Below are 19,207 nucleotides of genomic sequence, written 5' to 3' on the forward strand. Positions count from 1 at the left end.
TTAACGGTACTCGGCCGTGTTCCAGGCCACTCAGGCCGGGGCGGCGGCGTCGAGGCGGCGCAGCGCGTCGCGGGCGACCTTCGGATCCATGGTCGGCCAGAACGGCGGCAGCGAGGCGCGCAGGAATCCGCCGTAGCGGGCGGTGGCCAGCCGGGAGTCCAGGATCGCGACGACGCCGCGATCGGTGACCGAACGGTGCAGCCGTCCCGTGCCCTGTGCGAGCAGCAGCGCGGCGTGCGTGGCCGCGACGGTGAGGAAACCGTTGCCGCCCCTGGCTTCCACGGCGCGTTGCCGCGCCGAGGAGACCGGATCGTCCGGACGGGGGAACGGGATCCTGTCGACCACCACGAGCTGGAGCGACGGGCCGGGCACGTCGACGCCCTGCCACAACGACAGCGTGCCGAACAGGCAGGTGCGCGCGTCCTCGGAGAACTTCTGCACCAGCAGGCCGGTGGTGTCGTCACCCTGGCAGAGGATCGGCAGGTCGAGCCGCTCCCGCATCTCCTCGGTGGCCTGCTTCGCCGCGCGCATCGAGGAGAACAGGCCGAGCGTGCGCCCGCCCGCGGCCTCGATCAGCTCGGCCAGCTCGTCCATGGTCGAGGGCTGCAACCCGTCCCGGCCCGGCGGCGGCAGATGCTTGGCCAGGTAGAGGATGCCGTTGCGTTTGTGGTCGAACGGGGAGCCGACGTCGAGGCCGGTCCACTTCGGGCCGTCACTGTCGCCACTGCCGTCGCCATCGGCCGGGACCGCCTTATCCGTCGCCGCGCCAGGCGCCTTCTCCACCCTCGCGCCGCCGGGCGGGAGGCCCCACTGCCTGGCCATGGTGTCGAACGTGCCGCCCAGGGTCAGCGTCGCCGACGTGAGGACGGTCGTGTGCTGGTTGAAGACTCGCTCCCGCAGCAGACCCGCGACACCCAGCGGGGCGACCTTCAACGCGGGCGGACGCGGGTTCGTGGAGAAGCGGTCCCCGGTCAGCCAGACGACGTCGCGCTGATGCGCCTTGTCGTCGTCGAAGGCTTCGAGTAGCCGGACGGCGGTGTCGTGGACCTCTTCGAGCAGCGACCGCGCCAGCTTGCGGGCCGTGGCCTCGTCGACGTCCTCCTTGCGGTCCTTGCCGAGCGCGGTGAGACAGCGATGCGCGGCGTCACGGACCGCGGGGATCGCACCGGTGAGGGCCTGCGGCAGCGAGTCCATCCGGCCCGACGGCAGGTCGTCGAGGATCAAGGCCAGCCCGTCGCTCGCCTCCAGCAACTGGTCGGCCACGTCGTCGTCGACCAGTTTCCCGCAGCGCCGGGCGGCGGCGGAGACCATGCCGCTGGTCAGCTCGCCGGTCGCCACGGACGTCACGCGGTCCACGAGGTCGTGCGCCTCGTCGATGATCACGAGGTCGTGCTCGGGGAGCACCTGGTAGCCCTGCAGCGCGTCGATCGCCAGCAGCGCGTGGTTGGTGACCACGACGTCGGCCTTGCCCGCCTCGGCGCGGGACCGTTCGGCGAAACAGTCCGTGCCGATGGGGCACCGTGAGGCGCCCAGACATTCCTTGGCCGTGACCGACACCTGGCGCCACGCCTGGTCGGAGACGCCGGGGACCAGCTCGTCGCGGTCACCGGTTTCAGTGTCGGAGGACCATTCCCGCAGCCGCGTGACCTCCTTGCCGAGCCGGGAGACGGCGAAGGGGTCGAACAGCTGCTGGTCTTCCGGCTCGTCCGGGGCGCCGGAATCGAGCCGGTGTAGGCAGAGGTAGTTACGGCGGCCCTTGAGGATCGCGAAGGTGGGCTCGCGGCCGAGTGGCTTCTTCAGCGCCTTCGCCAGCCGGGGGAGGTCCCTGTCGACGAGCTGGCGCTGCAGCGCGATGGTGGCCGTGGAGACCACGACCGTGGCCTCCTTCTCGACCGCGTGCCGGATCGCGGGAACGAGATAGGCCAACGACTTCCCGGTGCCCGTGCCCGCCTGGACGGCCAGGTGCTCGCCGGTGCGGATGGCCCGGCCGACCGCGTCCGCCATCTTGACCTGGCCCTCGCGCTCGGCACCGCCCACGGACTCGACCGCGTGGGTCAGGAGTTCGAGGACACCGGGGAAATCAGCACGGGAAGGCACGGGACAAGACGATAGCCGGGGGCACCGTCAAGATCGTCCGCCCCGTGCGATGAAGGGGCCTTTCACAGCAAATTCTGCTGTGAAAGGCCCCCTTCATTGCAGCTCGTGGGGCGGTGAAAGGGCCGGTCACGACTCCTTGCGGAAGCGAGAGACCAACGCCCAGGTGCCCGGAAGCAGTGCCGCCGCGACGGCGATCTTCAGCGCGTCCCCGATCAGGAACGGCACGACACCCTTCTCGAGCGCGGTCGACAGGCCGAAGCCGGTCGACGCCATCAGCCACGGCACGCCGACCGAGTAGATGGCGAGGTTGCCCAGCACCATCGTCCCCGCCGTGCGCAGCGGCGTGCGGTCGCCGCCGCGGCCGGCGAGCGCGCCGACCAGGGCGCCGGCGAACACGAAGCCGACGATGTAGCCGGCGCTGGCGCCGAACAGGCCGGAAGAACCGTTCTGGAACCAGCCGAACCCGGCCGCGCCGACGGCGAGGTACAGCGCCATCGACAGCGCGCCGCGCTTCCAGCCGAGCGCGGCGCCGACCAGCAGGGCGGCGAACGTCTGGCCGGTCATCGGCACCGGGGAGCCGGGCACCGGGATCAGGATCTGCGCGGCCGCACCGGTCAGGGCGGCACCACCGGCGACCAGGGCCGCGTCACGGACCAGTGCGCCGGGAACGAGGTCGGCGAGGACCGGACGGGCGCCGGCCACAGACAGCGAAGACACTCAGACCTCCTATGAGTACACGAATGTGAACCGAGGTTAACGCCAGACGACCGGACGAGGACCGAATGTCGGGCACCTCACGATCCACTCGACCGGGTGGCATGGCCCTGCGCGGGCCAGGCGGTTGGTGGAGGCTGCCGGACATGAGGAAACCCGTTTCGAGGCTGTTGTCGGTGACGATGCTGACCGGGGCGCTGGTGGCGGGAGGTCCGGCGGCCGCGTCGGCCGGTCCCGCGCCCGCGACGGCGGCCGCGTCGGTCGGTTCGCTCGACGTGGAGGTCGGCGACGAACACGTGGTCACCGGCGAGCTCGCGCCGTGCGACGTCGATGGTCCCTTGAGCGCGAAGACCCAGGGCGGATCCGTCGGCGACTTCGCCCGGTTCGGCGGGGGTGAGTCGCGCTGCGGCCGCAACGGCGCGGTGGCCATCGGCGAGGCGGCCGGGCGGCGGTTCGAGACCACCCTGCTCAAACGCTTCGGCGGCCCGGTCATCAAGGTCCGCTCGTTCATGGCGAAGTGCAGCACCACCGAGGACGGCAGCCTCGGCTACATCGAGTTCGGCGACGTCACCGGGTTCACGCTGCCGGAGAACATCCCGCAGAACTACCGGCTGACCATCCCGGGCGGCAAGGCCGGGACGCCACTGGCGTCGCTCACGGTCAACGAGACCGTCACGCCGACGCCGCCCGACGGGAGCCTCGTGACGCACATGCTGCACATCAAGCTGTTCCCGCAGGGCGGCGGACCGGCGAAGGGCGACATCTACCTCGGGACCGCGCGCTGCGACCCGTACGGCAAGAAGAAGCCCTGACCTCCGCAATTCGTCATCTACTTGCGGAGATCGAGATCGCAAGTAGATGACGAATTGCGGTCAGAGACGTGAGACGTACTTCGCGGCCGCGGCGACGAACTCACTCGCCCGGGTCGCGAGGTCTGCCAGCGAGCCACCGGCGAGCGCGTCACCGAGAAGCGGCGTGGCGGCCGCGACGGCGATCGAGCCGGACTCGAGGTACTTCGCGACGTCGGCCAGGTGGACGCCGCCGGTCGGGACGAGGGGGATGTCCGGCATCGGCGCCCGGATCGCCCGCAGGTAGGCGATCCCGCCGACCGCGGCGATCGGGAAGACCTTCACCGCCGCCGCGCCGAGACGCCATGCCTGGTCGATCTCGGTCGGCGTCAGCGCGCCGCAGATCACCGGCAGCCCGCGTTCGTGCGCGCGCTCCATGACCAGCGGGTTCACCGTCGGTGTGACCAGGAACGTCGCGCCCGCGTCCGCCGCGATGTCCACGTCGGACACCTCGCGCACGGTTCCGGCGCCGACATGCGCGTCGTCGCCGAGCTTCTTGCGGATGGTCGAGATGGCGTCCGTGGCGCCCGGCGTGGTCAACGCCGCTTCGAGCACTCGCACGCCCGCCGCGTGCAGCACCGTGGCGGCGTCGGCGAACCGGTTCGCGTCCGCGGCCCGCAGGATCGCGACGAGCCGGTTTTCGATCAGGGTGTCCTGGAGGTCGTGCTGGATCATGCGACCGGGACCGGCGCCTTCCCGGTGTAGGTCACGCCCGCCTCGTCGAAGTCCTTGAGCGCGGCGTCGACGGTCGGCTGCGAGCCACCGACCGTGAGGTCCAGCAGTACCCGGACCTTGAAGCCCGCCTTCGCCGCGTCGAGCGCCGTGGCGCGGACGCAGAAGTCGGTCGCGATGCCGACGACGTCGACCTCGGTGACGTCGTGCTCCTTCAGCCACGCGTCGAGCGTCTTGCCGTCGCGCGCGTTGCCTTCGAAACCGGAGTACGCGGCGGTGTACTCGCCTTTGGAGAAGACCTCGCGGATCGGGACCACGTCGAGCGCGGGGTGGAACGACGCGCCGGAGGTGCCGGCGACGCAGTGACGCGGCCAGCTGTCCTTGAAGTCCGGCGTCTCGCTGAAGTGGTCGCCCGGGTCGATGTGGTAGTCGCGGGTGGCGATGACGTGCGCGTAGCCACCTTCCGCGGCCTGCTTGGAGATCGCTTCGGCGGCGGCGGCGCCACCGGGCAGGCCGAGCGACCCGCCTTCGCAGAAGTCGTTCTGCACATCGACCACGATCAAGGCGGTCCCCATGTGTTGCTCCTGAGTTCTCTTTAGACGAATACGGTCGGGATGGCGGGCTCCCCGTGGGAGAGCTTGAGGCCTTCCCACGGAAGGCTCACCAGCGCCCGCCGAAGCCGCTGGCGCGCGTCGTCCAGCGTGGGCAAATCATCCACCGTCCGGCCGTCCCGGACCAGCGGAATCTGCAATTCGTGGTCGTTCGGTCCCTGTTCCGGGACCTCGGACCCGGCCGTCCAGATCACCTCTTCGACGGCGGTGCCGGTCTCGCGGTGCCGCCGCAGCGCGGATTTCCTGCCACCGCGTGATTCCTTGTGCGCGCTGCGCTTGGCGACCGGCCTGCCGTCGACCTCCACGAGCTTGTAGACCATCCCGGCGGTCGGCGCGCCGGAACCGGTGACGACCGAGGTCCCGACGCCGTACGCGTCGACGGGTTCCGCCCGCAACGCCGCGATGGCGTGCTCGTCGAGGTCGCCCGACACCACGATGCGGGTGTCCTTGGCGCCGAGGGCGTCCAGCTGCTCGCGGGCCTTGCGTGCCAGTGGGCCCACGTCGCCGGAGTCGATGCGGATCGCGCCGAGTTCGGTCCCGGCCACCCGGACGGCCGTTTCGATGCCCTTGGTGATGTCGTAGGTGTCCACCAGGAGCGTGGTGTCGGTGCCCATCTTGTCCACCTGCGCGCGGAACGCCTGTTCCTCGCTGTCGTGCAGCAACATGAACGCGTGCGCGACGGTGCCCCGCGTCGGGATGCCGTAGCGGCGGCCCGCTTCGAGGTTGGAGGTCGTGGCGAAGCCGGCGAGGTACGCGGCCCGCGCGGCGGAGACGGCGGCGTACTCGTGCGTGCGGCGGCCGCCCATTTCGATGATCGGCCTGCCGTGCGCGGCACCGGACATCCGCGCCGCGGCGGACGCGATCGCGCTGTCGTGGTTGAGGATCGAGAGGATCAGCGTCTCCAGCACCACGGCCTCGCCGAAGGAGCCGGTGACGGTCAGGATCGGGGAGCCGGGGAAGTAGAGCTCGCCCTCGGGGTATCCGTCGATGTTCCCCGAGAAGGAGTAGTCCGCGAGCCACGAAAGGGTGGCGTCGTCGACGACCGCCGTCGCTTCCAGCTGGCTCAGCTCGGCGTCGGTGAACCGGAAGTCGGCGATCGCGTCGAGGACCCGGCCCGTGCCCGCGACGACGCCGTAGCGGCGGCCGTCGGGCAGACGACGTGCGAAGACCTCGAAAACGCACGGCCTGTCCGCCGTACCGTCGGACAGGGCGCTGGCCAGCATGGTCAGCTCGTAGTGGTCGGTGAGCAGCGCGGTGCTGGCGCCAGTGGCCGCCTCGGGGAAACCCATGGCACCAGCCTATTCACCCACATGGCCGGACCTGCCAGCCCATACCGGAACGGGCCCGTGACACCATGGAGTGCATGTCCACGCCTGTCGCATCCGAGCAGACGCAGGTTGATCCACAGGGAGTAGAGGTCGTCTCTGAGGACAAACCCTGGCGGACGGTCGTCTGGAACGATCCGGTGAACCTCATGTCCTATGTGACGTACGTGTTCCAGAAGCTGTTCGGTTACAGCCGGGACCACGCGACGAAACTGATGCTCGACGTGCACCAGAAGGGCAAGGCGATCGTGTCGTCCGGTTCCAAGGAGAAGGTGGAGACCGACGTCGCGAAGCTCCACGCGGCCGGCCTCTGGGCCACCATGGAGCAGCCTTCATGAACGGATGGCGCCGCAAGGGCGACACCATCGTCGCGGGGTTCGAGCAGCAGGAGGCCGCGGTGCTGCGCGGCCTGGTCAGCCAGCTCGAGGACATGCTCACCGCGCGCGCCGAGGAGGCGCCCCAGGACGAGCTGGCGGAGCTGACCGGGATCCGGATGGGCCCGACCGAATCGCCTGACGACCCGGTGCTTTCCCGGCTGCTGCCGGACTTCCACAAGCTGGACCCGGACAACCCGACCCGCGAGGACATCGACTCGGCCGCCGCGATGCGGTCGATCCACGAGCCCGAATTGCTGGACAAGAAGGTCGGCGTCGCCAAGATCGTGCTGGACACCCTGCCGCGTGACGGCGGGAACGTGCGGCTGACCTTCGAGCAGGCCGATGCGTGGCTGGGCGCGCTCAACGACGTCCGGCTCGCGCTGGGCACCGCGCTCGACGTCACCGAGGACATGCCCGACGAACTGCCCGAGGACGATCCCCGCGCGCCGCATCTCGGCGTCTACCACTGGCTGACCTGGGTGCAGGAGACCCTCATCCAGTCGCTGACGTCATGATCACCGACGTCCCGGGGGTGCTGATCGGGCACCACGAGCGGGTCGGCGACGGCTGGGCGACCGGGACGACGGTCGTGCTGGTTCCCGGCGGCGCGGTCGGGGCCGTCGACCAGCGCGGCGGCGCGCCCGGAACGCGCGAGACCAATCTGCTGGAGCCGGAGAATCTGGTCCAGCACGTCAACGCGATCTGCCTGTCCGGCGGGAGCGCGTACGGTCTGGCCGCCGCGGACGGCGTCATGCGCTGGCTCGCCGAGCGGAATCTGGGCATCCCCGTGGGCACTCAGCCGCACGAGGTGGTGCCGATCGTGCCCGCCGCGGTGCTGTTCGACCTGCCGCGCAGCGAGTGGGGAAACCGTCCGGACGCCTCCTTCGGTTACGCGGCCTGTGAAGCGGCCGCCGGGGGTCCGGTCGCGCTCGGGACCGTCGGCGCGGGAGCCGGGGCGAAGGCGGGATCACTCAAAGGCGGGATCGGGACGGCTTCGGAGAAGGCCGGGGAGTTCACCGTCGGCGTCGTCGCCGCCGTGAACGCCGCCGGCGAGGCCGTGGATATCTCGACGGGCCGCGCGTACGCGGCGGATCACGAGGTCGACGGTGAGTTCGGTGTCCGCTGGCCCGATCGGCCGGGCGACGTCGAGGCGAAGGCCGCGGGGCTCAACACGACCATCGGCGTGGTCGCGGTCGACGCGGCGCTGTCCAAGGCGGAGGCGCGGCGGCTCGCGGTGGCCGCGCAGGACGGTCTCGCCAGGGCAGTGCGGCCCGCGCACACGATGTTCGACGGCGACACGGTGTTCGCGCTGGCGACCGGCGACCGGGAACTGCCCGGCGGCGCGGGCCCTGTCGCGGCGGCTCGGCGCGCGATGGTGCTGGACACGCTGTGCTCGGCGGCCGCGCGGGTCTTCGGGCGGGCGATGGTGCACGGAGTGCTTTCGGCCACTTCGGCGGGGGGCATGCGGGCGTACCGGGACGTCTGGCCGGAAGCCTTCTCCTGACCTCCGCGTTTCGTCATCTGGATGCGGTAGTTGCGCGTGCAACTACCGCATCCAGATGACGAAACGCGGGTGGGAGTGGCGGCGATCTCAAGGTGTGGACCCACCCTTTCCAGCACCTAAGATGGGCGACGTGCTCCGGATCCGCCGTGAACTCGTCGACGAGATCGTCGCCCATGCCCGTCGTGACCATCCCGATGAGGCGTGCGGGGTGATCGCCGGTCCCGAGGGATCGGACAGCCCCGAGCGATACATCCCCATGCTGAACGCGGCGCGCTCGCCGACGTTCTACGAATTCGACTCGGGCGATCTGCTCAAGCTCTACCGCGAGATGGACGCCAACGACGAGGTCCCGGTGGTCATCTACCACTCGCACACCGCGACCGACGCCTATCCGTCCCGCACCGATGTCTCGTACGCCTCGGAACCCGACGCGCACTACGTGCTCGTTTCCACCAAGGACCCCGATTCGCACCAGTTCCGTTCGTACCGGATCGTGGACGGGGAGATCACCGAGGAGCCCGTCGAGATCATCGGCTGAACCGGGCCCGGGAATAACCCGGCCCGACCAGAACGTCTGCGTAGCAGAGAACCCACCGGAGGTAGAAAACCATGGCCGTGACCGTGTCCATCCCGACCATCCTGCGTACGCACACCGGCGGCGAGAAGTCCGTCGAGGCCAGCGGCAAGACCGTGCTCGAGGTGATCGACGACATCGAGTCCCGCCACGGCGGCCTCAAGGCCCGCCTGGTCAAGGAAGAGAAGCTGCACCGCTTCGTCAACGTCTACGTCAACGACGAGGACGTCCGTTTCTCCGGTGGCCTCGAGGCCGAGGTCAAGGACGGCGACACCCTGACCATCCTGCCCGCCGTGGCCGGTGGCTGATCGATGGCTCGCTTCGAGTCGCTGCTCGACGCGCTCGGCGGCACGCCGCTGGTCGGCCTTCCCCGGCTTTCGCCCACCCATGACGTGCGGTTGTGGGCGAAGCTGGAGGATCGCAACCCGACCGGTTCGATCAAGGATCGCCCCGCACTGGCGATGATCGAGGCCGCCGAGCGCGAAGGCACGCTCCGGCGCGGCTCCACGATCCTGGAGCCGACGTCGGGCAACACCGGGATCGCGCTCGCGATGGCCGCGAAGCTCAAGGGCTACGGCCTGGTGTGCGTGATGCCGGAGAACACCTCGACCGAACGCAAGCAGCTGCTGCAGGCGTACGGCGCGCGGATCGTCTTCTCCCCGGCCGCCGGCGGGTCCAACGAGGCCGTGCGCCGGGCGAAGGAACTGGCCGAGGCCAACCCGGACTGGGTGATGCTCTACCAGTACGGCAACCCGGCGAACGCCGACGCGCACTACCGCGGCACCGGGCCCGAACTGCTCAAGGACCTGCCGACCCTGACGCATTTCGTCGGTGGCCTCGGCACCACCGGCACCCTGGTCGGTGTCGGGCGCTACCTGCACGAGGCGAAGCCGGACGTGCAGATCATCGCGGCCGAACCACGCTACGGCGAGCTGGTGTACGGCCTGCGGAACCTCGACGAGGGCTTCGTGCCGGAGCTCTACGACGCGAGCGTGCTCAACGGCCGGTACTCCGTCGGCGCTTACGACGCGCTTCGCCGGACGCGTGAGCTGCTGGAGCACGAAGGCATCTTCGCGGGGATCTCGACGGGCGCCGTGCTGCACGCGGCGCTGGCCGTCGCCGAGAAGGCCGCCGCCGCCGGGAAGCCCGCCGATGTGGCCTTCGTGGTCGCGGACGCGGGGTGGAAGTACCTCTCGACGGGCGCGTACTCCGGCTCGCTCGACGAAGCGGCCGAAAGGCTCGACGGGCAGCTCTGGGCCTGACCAGCCACTCGCGCGGGCTTGGTGATCCCCGCCGAAAGGGTGCGTGCCTCGTGAGTGGTAAGGACGGTTTTAACCGTCCTTACCACTCACGAGACCTGGCCCCACCGCCGCCGCAGGCAGCGGGTGCCGAAGAGCGGCCCTGCCTCGTCCGCTCACGAGACCCAGCAGTCGTGACGCTGGCACGATGGCGCGTATGAAGGTCATCGGGTTGCTGGGCGGGATGAGCTGGGAATCGTCGGCCGAGTACTACCGGCTGGTCAACGAACGCGTCCGCGAGTTGCGCGGCGGGTATCACTCCGCGCGCACCGTGCTGTACTCCGTGGACTTCGCCGAAATCGAAGCGATGCAGGCGGAAGGGCGCTGGGACGACGCCGGACGGGAACTGAACCGCGCCGCCCTCGCTCTCGAAGCCGCCGGAGCGGACTTCGTCGTCCTCTGCACCAACACGATGCACAAGGTCGCCGACCAGCTCACCGACGGCCTGGACGTGCCGCTCCTGCATCTCGCCGACACCACGGCGGCCGCGGTCAAGGCCCGCGAAATCACCAGGGTCGGGCTCCTGGGCACCGGGTTCACCATGGCCCGGCCGTTCTACCGCGAACGTCTCGCCGCCCACGGTCTCGACGTGCTCGTGCCGGACGAGAAGGACCGCGAGACGGTGCACCGGGTCATCTACGACGAGCTCGTCCACGGTGTCGTCACGGAGGACTCCCGTGAGCGGTACCGCGAGGTCATCGCGAGACTCGTCGAGGCGGGCGCGGAGGGTGTGATCTACGGCTGCACCGAGATCGAACTGCTCGTCGGTCCTGAAGACAGCCCGGTGCCCACCTTCCCTACGACGAGGCTGCACGCCGAAGCGGCCGTGGACTACGCGCTGGGCAAGGCCTCCCTTCCTCCCACAGCGTGACGTTCGTGCTGGGCGACGGCCTGCCGCCACAGCCGGTCCTGTTCCTCTCCGGTGAAGCCGGCGCGAGCCACTCCGAAGACGTCCTCGATCGCCGTCCACCACTCGGCCGGTGATTCCAGCACGGTCTTGCCGCCCGGAAGGCCGCTCAAGGTCAGCGCGCGCAGCGAATCCACTCCCTCCGCGTCGCGCCGCTGCACCACCAGCGTGCGGACGAAGCCGGAATCCTCGGCCGTCGACAGCTCGATGTGCTTCTCGGCGAAGTCGGCCATCACGGCCGCCTCCGGCGCGAAGTCCATCCCGACGAAACTGCCTTGCGGATCGTGGTCGAACCGCCAGCCGCCCGGCGTGACCTCCGAGGGGCGCATGCGGAACACCAGCGGCCCCTGCTTGTACTCGCCCTCACGCAGCGGGATCGGCTCGTGGATGCCGTCCCCGAGCCCGACGTCGACCAGCCAGCCGGCCTGGGGCTCCTCCGGCAGCCCGGTCACCGTCAGCGCCAGGTGATTGAGGTGGATCCCGGACGGTGCGCCCGGCATCTGTGCCCCGCTCGGATGCCGGGTGACCTGATAACCGAGCGCCCGCAGCAGTGCCGAGAACGCGCCGTTGAGGTGATAGCAGTAGCCACCGCGGCCGGCGGCGATCCGGCCGAACGACACCGCCGGGTCCAGCGGGGTCACGCGGCCGAGCTGGACTTCGAAATCCTCGTACGGCACCCGCTCCACATGAGCCTTGTGCAGCCGGAAGAGCGCGTCGAGGCTCGGCGGCTCGTGCTCGAGGCCGAGTCGCGCGAGGTAGGTGGGCACGTCGACGTGCTCGGAAGAAGGGAACCCCATGCGATCGACCGTAGCGGCACCCACCGACAGTTCAGGGTTCTCACGGAGGCGATCTCGCCGTGCGCCGCCGTAGCCTGTGGAGGTGACCACTTTGCCTTCCCAGCCGGTCCCGGCGAGCGAGCCCGGCAGCGATCCGGCCAAACGCGTCCTGCCGGCGAATCCGAGGGCCGCCGCGATCGTCGCGCTGGCCTTCACCGCGCTGCTCTACCTGGTCGAGCTGGTCGACGTCGTGCTGCCCGCCGACCTCGACCAGAGCGGTGGCATCGTCGCCCGCGAGCTCTCCGATCTCGACGGCGTGCTGTGGGCGCCGCTGCTGCACGCGGGCTGGGGGCATCTGTTCTCCAACACCGTCCCGGTGCTGGTGTTCGCCTTCCTCGCGATGTCCGCGGGTATCGGCCGGTGGGTACTGGTCACCGCGATCATCTGGGTGCTGTCCGGCGTCGGTGTCTGGCTGATCGCGCCGGGTGGCACGGTGACCGTCGGAGCGTCCGGCGTCGCCTTCGGCTGGCTCGCGTTCCTGCTGGTCCGGGGCATTTTCAACCGTGCGGTCGGGCAGATCCTGGTGGCCGTGGTGCTGCTGGGCATCTGGAGCGGAATGCTCTGGGGACTGCTTCCGGGTGATCCGAACGTCTCCTGGCAGGGCCACCTGTTCGGCGCGCTGTCCGGGGTCTTCGCGGCCTGGTTGATGGCGCGGAGGGACAGGTCCCAAGCCAGGAAAGCGACCGGTCCCGGTAGCCTCGCCGGGTGACCAAGCCGAGCGCCGACGCCCCCATCGGCGTCTTCGATTCCGGAGTGGGCGGGCTCACCGTCGCCAGGGCGATCCTGGAACAGCTGCCCGGTGAGCAGTTGCGCTACGTCGGCGACACCGCCCGCAACCCGTACGGTCCGCTTCCCATCGCCACCGCGCGGCAGTACGCGCTGGAAGCGCTGGACGACATCGTCGAAGGCGGGGTGAAGGCGCTGGTCATCGCCTGCAACACCGCTTCCGCCGCCTGCCTTCGCGACGCGAGGGAGCGGTACGACGTCCCCGTGATCGAGGTCGTCCTCCCGGCCGCGCGCCGGGCCGTGTCCGCGACGCGCTCCGGCCGCATCGGCGTGATCGGTACCGAGGGCACCGTGCGGTCGCGCGCCTACGACGACGCCTTCAACGCCGCGCAGGACGTCGAGATCACCAGTGTCGCGTGCCCGCGGTTCGTGGACTTCGTCGAACGCGGGATCACCACCGGGCGCCAGGTGCTCGGCCTCGCACAGGGCTATCTCGAACCACTGCTGGACGCGCAGGTCGACACGCTGGTCATGGGCTGCACGCACTATCCGTTGCTGTCCGGGGTGCTGCAGATCGTCATGGGCCAGGACGTGACGCTGGTGTCCAGCGCCGAGGAGACCGCGCGTGACCTCGTGCGCGTCCTCACCGAGGCCGACCTCCTCGCCGAGCGCGACACCCCGCCGCGGCACGAGTTCGTCGCCACCGGATCCGCCGAGCCGTTCACCAGACTCGCTCAGCGGTTCATGGGCTTCGCTCCGGGTGTGCTGGCTCCCACCAGCGCCTAAAATCGCCGATTCCGTGCTTAAGGTGTCACAGTGCGTCTCACGATCCTCGGCTGCTCGGGCAGCATCCCCGGGCCCAACGCCGCCGCGTCCGGCTACCTGATCGAGGCGGACGGATTCGTCCTGGGGCTCGAGCTCGGCAACGGGACACTCGCCAGGCTTCAGGCGCTGCGCGACCCGTTCGACCTGGACGCGCTGATCCTTTCGCACCTGCACCCCGATCACTGCGCCGACGTCAGCGCGCTCACCGTGCTGCGGCGCTACCACCCCGCACTGCCGTACCCGGCGAGGCCGCGGCGGCTGCCGGTGTACGGGCCGTCGGACGTGCGGGAGCGGCTCACCTACGCGTACGCGGCGAACGAGGACGAGCGGGCGACCACTGATCTCACGGACGTCTTCGCCTTCGAAACGCTGCGGTGCGAGCCCATGAAGATCGGGCCGTTCGAGGTCACCGCGGTCCCGGTCGACCATCCGACCCCGGCGTTCGGCCTGCGGTTCGCGCACGGCGGCAAGACCCTCGCCTACACCGGGGACACCGGTGTCTGCGACACCCTGACCGATCTCGCGGGCGGCGTCGACGTCCTGCTGTCCGAAGCGTCGTGGACCGACTCGCCCGACCGGCCCGCCGGCGTCCACCTGTCCGGTAAGGAAGCGGGGGAGCTGGGGCGCAAGGCCGGGGTCGGGCGGCTGCTGCTCACCCACGTCGCGCCCTGGACCGACCGCGACGCGGTCCTCGCCGAGGCGGCCGTCGCGTTCCCCTCGGCCGAGCTGGTCGAGCAGGGCGCCGTCTACGACCTCTGACGCGGGGTTCTAGAGTGACGGCCGTGGCGAGAAAAGACGGCAGGAACGACGACCAGCTTCGCGACATCAAGATCACCCGCGGCTTCCAGCGGTGGCCCGCGGGCTCGGTGTTGATCGAATTCGGCGACACCCGGGTGCTGTGCGCGGCGAGCGTCACCGAAGGCGTCCCCCGCTGGCGGGCCGGTTCCGGCCTCGGCTGGGTCACCGCCGAGTACGCGATGCTGCCGTCGGCGACCAACACCCGTAGCGACCGCGAATCCATCAAGGGCCGCGTCGGCGGCCGCACCCACGAGATCTCCCGGCTGATCGGCCGGTCCCTGCGCGCCTGCATCGACCTGGCGGCGCTGGGAGAGAACACGATCGTCATCGACTGCGACGTCATCCAGGCCGACGGTGGCACCCGCACGGCCGCGGTGACCGGCGGTTATGTCGCGCTCGCCGACGCCGTCACCTGGCTCGGCGCGGCGGGCCGCCTCGCCGACCCGCAGCCGCTTTCGTCTTCGGTGGCCGCGGTGAGCGTCGGCGTCGTCGACGGCCGGGTGCGCCTCGACCTGCCTTACGAGGAGGACTCGCGCGCGGAGGTCGACATGAACGTCGTCGCCACCGACACGGGCACCCTGATCGAGGTACAGGGCACCGGCGAGGGCGCCACCTTCGCGCGGTCCACTTTGGACACCATGCTGGACATGGCGCTCGCGGGCTGTGAGGAACTGACGCGGTTGCAGACCGAGGCGCTCGCGTTGCCGTACCCCGGCGAACTGCCCGAGCCGCGTCCGGACAAGAAGAAGGGCGCGAAGTGACCAAGCTGCTCCTCGCCACCCGCAACGCGAAGAAGCTGGGTGAACTCCGGCGCATCCTCATCGCCGAAGGGATCGAAGGCGTCGAGGTCATCGGCCTCGCCGACGTCCCCGAGTTCCCCGAAGCGCCCGAAACCGCTCCGGACTTCGAAGGCAACGCGCTCGCCAAGGCCCAGGACGCGGCCGCCGCGACCGGCCTCCCGGCGATCGCCGACGATTCGGGCATCGCCGTCGACGCGCTCAACGGCATGCCGGGCGTGCTTTCGGCGCGCTGGTCGGGCAAGCACGGAGACGACGAGGCGAACCTGGATCTCGTGCTGGCGCAGCTGTCCGACACACCCGACGAGCGCATGGGCGCCGCTTTCGTCTGCGCGGCCGCGTTGGTCGTGCCCGGCGGTGACGAAACCGTGGTGCGTGGCGAATGGCGCGGCTCGCTGATCCGGGAACGCCGTGGTACCAACGGATTCGGCTACGATCCGATCTTCGTGCCCGAGGGCGGGACGCGGACTTCCGCGGAGCTGGAGCCGTCCGAAAAGGACGAAGCTTCGCACCGGGGGAAGGCGCTGCGGGCATTGGTGGGAGAGCTGCGCAAGCTGGCGGGGTGAGTTGGTCGTGAGTGTGATTCGGGGTGAAGCCCGAATCACCACTCACGACGGCTAGAAGAACTTCACGTGGGGCCCGAGTTCGTCGAGTCCGACAATGCGGGCTTCTGGTCGTGCGCGCAGGCTGATGTCGAGATCCGCCAACGGACGGACGTCCACGGCGTCTCCCTCGTTCGCGTAGATCAAGAAGGTCTTCAGCGTCGGGTGCGAGGCCAGCGGGCTGAGGTCGCTGAGCGTGCACGACAACAGACTGAGTGACGTCAGCGGGAGATGGGCCAGGGGGGCCAAATCCGTCATGTCGGCGGAGTCCACCGAAAGGTACATCAGGCCGGGGAATGTCTCGGCGATCAACTGTGCGGTGATTCCGGTTTTCAAGTCGCTGTAGAGGCTCAGCTGGGTGATTCCGGGCATCGGTGGTGTAGCGGCCATCGTGCGAGGAGAACACTCCCACATGCGGAGTCTCGTCAGCGAGGTCATCGCGGCCAGTGCCTCGAGACTTTTGATCGACTCCAAGTGATCGAGCGTCAGAGTACGTACCTGCTCAAGGCGGCCGAGTGCTTCCAGGCCTCGCCACGGCGAGGACCGCAAGAAGGCCATTTCCTTGAGCGCTGCCAAGGATTTCAGAGCTTGCAGACCGGTGTACTTCTTGGCGAAGAAAAGTCTGACCTCCGTCAACGCCGGATGGTCGGTCAGGGTGGTTACGTCCACGACAACGTTCCCGCCGAAGCTCATCTCGAGCGTCTGGAGTGCGGGCACACCTGAGAGCAAGCCGAGGTCGGGCTGTTTCTCGGAGCTGGGGAGCCTGACGGACAAAGCGTCAAGATGCCGAAGCCGGTCCACATAGGGCAACAGCCTGCCGGCGTTGACTTCGAACTTGCCGTTCTGCAAAGGAGAATCGGCTAGGACTTCATCGGCGAAGCGTCCCGGATCGAAGTACTGCCAAGCCTCACTGAGCTGCTTTTGGACCTTCGGCCGGGGATCCTGAGCGAAGTTGCGCAGAAGCGGCAGAGCGTCATCGCCCGCCGTGAGTGTGGTCGCCCGGACGGTCGCGGCGGCGGCGGCCTCGCTGAGCCCGTCGGTGGTTTCCGGGAGATAGCGTAAGAGCCGGGGGCCGACCGACGCCAGGGACTGGGTTTCGCGAAGGTCTCGCGGTGGGACGAGATGCTCCCGGATGTTCTGCTCGACTCGTTTGATCACGGCCGGATCGATGTTGCTGACCGTTTCCAGGCAGGCCGCCGCGAGCAGGCGTAAGCGGCGGGTGTGCTGCGGTTCCGCGTCGGCACGGTCGAGAATCTCCGTAAGCAGCTTGTCGGCCTGATGGTGCTTCGCGTGGCCGCAGGCCATGATCACGGTCTCTCGCCAGGTGTCCCGATGCGCGTTCGCGATCAGGGTGTCCAGATAGCGTGCGTCGGTGGCTTCGCTCGCGGCGAGGAACTCCTGGAAGGTCCGGTGCACGAAGTCCACCCGGCCACTTACCGGCTCTCGCAGCACTCCGCTGCGTTCGAGGAGATGGTTCAGCACTTCTTCCGCGTCGTGGTCGACGTGCGGTATCCAGCCCAGCCGATAGGCGATGTGCTCCAAGACTTCGTCCTTCGGCAGTTCGACCTTGCCGCTGGAGGTGAGCCGCCAGGCCAGATGTCCGAGCAGGATCAGTTTCTGCTGTTCGGTGAGCAGGACGGTGATGCTGCGCGCGGTGTCGCGCAGGTGCAGCAGCATCGACAACGCTTTGCGGTACAGGTCCATCCGGTCACGCGGCAATTCGGAACGGTGTGCCCAGTTCAACGCGCACAGCATCGAGCAGAGCAATGGGCTCGAGGCCAGCGTGCGCAGATGCGGGCGGTTGTTCAGCTGACTCAGCAGTCGTCGCCGGGCATCGTCGAGATCTTCTTCGGGGCGCACGGAAACCGCGGCCTCATGCCACTTGTCGACGAGCGCGTGGATGTCGGTCGAGCTCATCGGTTCCAGCAGAACAGAGCCGAAACCTTCCTGGTAAAGCCACCGCTGATCGGCCGCCGCGCTCCGGGAGGTGACGACGAAACGTGCTTCCGGATAGGTCAGCCCGAGTTCGTGGAGCCAGTCCTTGACCTTCCGGCGGCGTGGTGCTTCGACCTCGTCGACGCCGTCGACCAGGATCATCGCCTTTCCGCTTCGCAATACACGGTCCGCCCAGTTCGCGGGTGCCCGTCCGGCGAGTGTGGGCGCGGCGTGCGCAACGAAATGCTCGGCGCCGGGGAGATCGCCGGAGGCGAAACTCCGCAGCCGGATCGGGAACGGGACGAATCCGTTCCATGTCGACAGCTTTCCGGTGAACCGGTCGCCCGCCGCGCCGATCGCGAGCCAGTTCAACAGGGTGGTCTTACCGGAACCCGCTTCGCCGCGGACCAGCGTCCGGTGCTCTTCCCCGATCGCGCTTTCCGCCCGCATGGTCGTCCCGTCGCGGCGGTGGCCGGCGTGTTTCGCGAACCAGGCCTTCGGCAGGTCGTCCCCGCGCGAGCTTTCCGAGGAGACGGAGAGGCTGAGGTACGCGACTGTCAGCGGTAGCGTCGGCTGATCGTCCTTGGTCAGCCCGAGCAGGTCGAGCCTGTCCAGTTTGCGGGAGAGCAGGCTCAGGTACTCCGCTCGGAACTCCGCGTCGTGATCGGTTCCCGCCGGTGCGGTGAGGCTCGTCTTCGGGATCCGCGCGAGGAGCTGGTCCAGCTGGTCCGATTGCCGGGTCAGCCGTCCCAAGATCTCGGCGAGTGCCGACGGCTGGAACGACGGCAGATGCCGCACCACCATCACCAGATGACGGCACGCCTGATCCAGGGTCAGTTCGTACAGATTCGCCGCCCGCTCGGCGAGCATGGCCGAGCGGGCCGGGAACTGTTCGCGGACGCGCCGGGCCAGAAGTTCTGGGTCGGCGTCATCCGCCAGGAGTGCTTCATCGGAGAGATCGACTTTGCCGAGTGTGTCCTCGACGGCGAGGAACGCCGCGGTGATCTCGTTTTCGGGCAGCGATGAGAAGCGCCCGGCGAGAATCGGCTTCAGCTCTTCGGCCACTTGCAGGCCGATCGTCTCCACCAGGTTCTCGAGCTTGCGTTTCTCCAGCGGTCCTTTGAGCTCGTCCGCCGCCAGCTCGGCGAGGCTCGACTCGCGTTCGGTCTTCTTCCGACGCCGCTGCAGCCACGACTTCGCCGCGTGCATGGCGATAGTGCCGCCCAGTTTGAGTGCGGGTCCCTCCAGCCCCGTCATCGTCAGGACGCCAGGTCGAGGTCCCGCAACAGCTTCGCGACGTGCCCCGTGGCGCGCACGTTGTACTGCGCCACGGCGATCTTGCCCTCGGGGTCGACGACGAACGTCGAGCGGATGACGCCTTCGTAGACCTTGCCGTAGTTCTTCTTCTCGCCGAAGGCGCTGTACGCCTTGAGAACGGTCTTCTCCGTGTCGGACAGCAGCGGGAAGGTCAGCCCTTCCGCCTCGACGAACTTCGCGAGCTTCGCGGGCTTGTCGGGCGAGATGCCGAGCACCTGGTAGCCGGCGTCGTTGAGCTGCGCGAGGCTGTCCCGGAAGTCGCAAGCCTGCTTCGTGCAGCCCGGCGTGCCGGCGTTCGGGTAGAAGTACACGACGACCGACTTGCCGCGGAAGTCGCTGAGCTTGACGTCGTTGCCCTCACTGTCGGGGAGGGTGAAGTCGGGCGCTTTGTCGCCGGGGGAAAGTCGCTGCTCGGTCATGACGCACACGGTAGCGAATCGGCGG

Annotated in this window: 21 protein-coding genes; 13 read left to right on the forward strand and 8 right to left on the reverse strand. The window is 69.1% G+C overall.

The window, feature by feature from the left end; genetic code table 11:
* Positions 1-30 precede the first annotated feature (30 nt).
* Complete coding sequence (locus BLW75_RS32485) at positions 31-2,097, reverse strand: ATP-dependent DNA helicase (RefSeq protein WP_034308832.1); 2,067 nt, start codon at positions 2,095-2,097, stop codon at positions 31-33.
* A 126-nt stretch (positions 2,098-2,223) separates the two neighbouring features.
* Positions 2,224-2,814 (reverse strand): biotin transporter BioY, encoded by a 591-nt coding sequence (locus BLW75_RS32490; RefSeq protein WP_034308829.1) that lies wholly within the window; start codon positions 2,812-2,814, stop codon positions 2,224-2,226.
* A 143-nt stretch (positions 2,815-2,957) separates the two neighbouring features.
* Here BLW75_RS32490 and BLW75_RS32495 point away from each other — a divergent pair, with 143 nt between their 5' ends.
* Entirely contained in the window at positions 2,958-3,623 is a 666-nt protein-coding gene (locus BLW75_RS32495) for a choice-of-anchor P family protein (RefSeq protein ID WP_034308826.1), read from the forward strand.
* A gap of 60 nt (positions 3,624-3,683) precedes the next feature.
* On the opposite strand, the gene BLW75_RS32500 is transcribed toward BLW75_RS32495, so the two are convergent.
* From BLW75_RS32500 to BLW75_RS32510, 3 genes are read right to left on the reverse strand one after another with little or no spacing between them, the layout of a single operon-like run.
* Entirely contained in the window at positions 3,684-4,334 is a 651-nt protein-coding gene (locus BLW75_RS32500; RefSeq protein ID WP_034308823.1) for a bifunctional 4-hydroxy-2-oxoglutarate aldolase/2-dehydro-3-deoxy-phosphogluconate aldolase, read from the reverse strand.
* The gene (locus tag BLW75_RS32505; protein ID WP_034308821.1) at positions 4,331-4,906 is read right to left on the reverse strand and encodes a nicotinamidase; all 576 of its coding nucleotides are present in this window, start codon (positions 4,904-4,906) and stop codon (positions 4,331-4,333) included. Before BLW75_RS32505 ends, BLW75_RS32500 begins: the two co-directional genes overlap by 4 nt.
* 20 nt (positions 4,907-4,926) lie before the next feature.
* The gene (locus BLW75_RS32510) at positions 4,927-6,231 is read right to left on the reverse strand and encodes a nicotinate phosphoribosyltransferase (protein ID WP_034308817.1); all 1,305 of its coding nucleotides are present in this window, start codon (positions 6,229-6,231) and stop codon (positions 4,927-4,929) included.
* Positions 6,232-6,305: 74 nt separating this feature from the next.
* Between BLW75_RS32510 and clpS the strand changes: the two genes are divergently transcribed.
* The 7 genes from clpS to BLW75_RS32545 all read left to right on the forward strand — a co-directional run bounded on the left by clpS (position 6,306) and on the right by BLW75_RS32545 (position 10,891).
* Complete coding sequence (clpS, locus tag BLW75_RS32515; RefSeq protein ID WP_005165655.1) at positions 6,306-6,605, forward strand: ATP-dependent Clp protease adapter ClpS; 300 nt, start codon at positions 6,306-6,308, stop codon at positions 6,603-6,605.
* Positions 6,602-7,159: a DUF2017 domain-containing protein gene (locus BLW75_RS32520; RefSeq protein ID WP_034308812.1), complete on the forward strand. Its 558-nt coding sequence runs from the start codon at positions 6,602-6,604 to the stop codon at positions 7,157-7,159. The genes clpS and BLW75_RS32520 overlap by 4 nt, the downstream gene beginning before the upstream one ends.
* Positions 7,156-8,148 (forward strand): P1 family peptidase, encoded by a 993-nt coding sequence (locus tag BLW75_RS32525; protein ID WP_034308810.1) that lies wholly within the window; start codon positions 7,156-7,158, stop codon positions 8,146-8,148. Before BLW75_RS32520 ends, BLW75_RS32525 begins: the two co-directional genes overlap by 4 nt.
* Positions 8,149-8,269: 121 nt before the next feature.
* Entirely contained in the window at positions 8,270-8,686 is a 417-nt protein-coding gene (locus tag BLW75_RS32530) for a M67 family metallopeptidase (protein ID WP_016336788.1), read from the forward strand.
* 71 nt (positions 8,687-8,757) lie between these two features.
* The gene (locus BLW75_RS32535) at positions 8,758-9,030 is read left to right on the forward strand and encodes a MoaD/ThiS family protein (RefSeq protein ID WP_034308802.1); all 273 of its coding nucleotides are present in this window, start codon (positions 8,758-8,760) and stop codon (positions 9,028-9,030) included.
* 3 nt (positions 9,031-9,033) lie between these two features.
* Positions 9,034-9,984, forward strand: coding sequence for a PLP-dependent cysteine synthase family protein (locus BLW75_RS32540; protein WP_034308799.1), 951 nt, complete (start codon positions 9,034-9,036; stop codon positions 9,982-9,984).
* Between the two features lie 193 nt (positions 9,985-10,177).
* Positions 10,178-10,891 carry an aspartate/glutamate racemase family protein gene (locus BLW75_RS32545; RefSeq protein ID WP_034308796.1) on the forward strand — a complete coding sequence of 238 codons (714 nt, stop codon included), beginning with the start codon at positions 10,178-10,180 and terminating at the stop codon, positions 10,889-10,891.
* Here BLW75_RS32545 and BLW75_RS32550 read toward each other — a convergent pair.
* On the reverse strand, positions 10,852-11,724 hold the full coding sequence (locus tag BLW75_RS32550) for an arylamine N-acetyltransferase family protein (RefSeq protein WP_034308793.1): 873 nt from the start codon (positions 11,722-11,724) through the stop codon (positions 10,852-10,854). The genes BLW75_RS32545 and BLW75_RS32550 overlap by 40 nt on opposite strands.
* A 91-nt stretch (positions 11,725-11,815) precedes the next feature.
* Between BLW75_RS32550 and BLW75_RS32555 the strand changes: the two genes are divergently transcribed.
* Genes BLW75_RS32555 through rdgB form a run of 5 tightly spaced genes read left to right on the forward strand, consistent with a single transcriptional unit; the run spans position 11,816 to position 15,475 of the window.
* Positions 11,816-12,472, forward strand: a complete 657-nt coding sequence (locus BLW75_RS32555) for a rhomboid family intramembrane serine protease (RefSeq protein WP_034309254.1) — start codon at positions 11,816-11,818, stop codon at positions 12,470-12,472.
* A complete protein-coding gene (gene murI / locus BLW75_RS32560; RefSeq protein ID WP_007028257.1) occupies positions 12,469-13,275 on the forward strand; it encodes a glutamate racemase in 807 nt (268 codons plus the stop codon). Before BLW75_RS32555 ends, murI begins: the two co-directional genes overlap by 4 nt.
* A gap of 30 nt (positions 13,276-13,305) precedes the next feature.
* Entirely contained in the window at positions 13,306-14,073 is a 768-nt protein-coding gene (locus tag BLW75_RS32565; protein ID WP_034308788.1) for an MBL fold metallo-hydrolase, read from the forward strand.
* 23 nt (positions 14,074-14,096) lie between these two features.
* A complete protein-coding gene (gene rph, locus BLW75_RS32570; protein ID WP_034309252.1) occupies positions 14,097-14,873 on the forward strand; it encodes a ribonuclease PH in 777 nt (258 codons plus the stop codon).
* Positions 14,870-15,475 (forward strand): RdgB/HAM1 family non-canonical purine NTP pyrophosphatase, encoded by a 606-nt coding sequence (gene rdgB, locus BLW75_RS32575; RefSeq protein WP_034308786.1) that lies wholly within the window; start codon positions 14,870-14,872, stop codon positions 15,473-15,475. Before rph ends, rdgB begins: the two co-directional genes overlap by 4 nt.
* 51 nt (positions 15,476-15,526) lie before the next feature.
* Here rdgB and BLW75_RS32580 read toward each other — a convergent pair whose 3' ends face one another.
* On the reverse strand, positions 15,527-18,703 hold the full coding sequence (locus BLW75_RS32580) for an NACHT domain-containing protein (RefSeq protein WP_034308783.1): 3,177 nt from the start codon (positions 18,701-18,703) through the stop codon (positions 15,527-15,529).
* A gap of 2 nt (positions 18,704-18,705) precedes the next feature.
* A complete protein-coding gene (gene bcp, locus BLW75_RS32585) occupies positions 18,706-19,182 on the reverse strand; it encodes a thioredoxin-dependent thiol peroxidase (protein ID WP_034308781.1) in 477 nt (158 codons plus the stop codon).
* Positions 19,183-19,207 lie beyond the last annotated feature (25 nt).

The sequence above is a fragment of the Amycolatopsis lurida genome (genome assembly GCF_900105055.1).
In the GTDB taxonomy this organism is placed as follows: Bacteria; Actinomycetota; Actinomycetes; order Mycobacteriales; family Pseudonocardiaceae; genus Amycolatopsis; species Amycolatopsis lurida.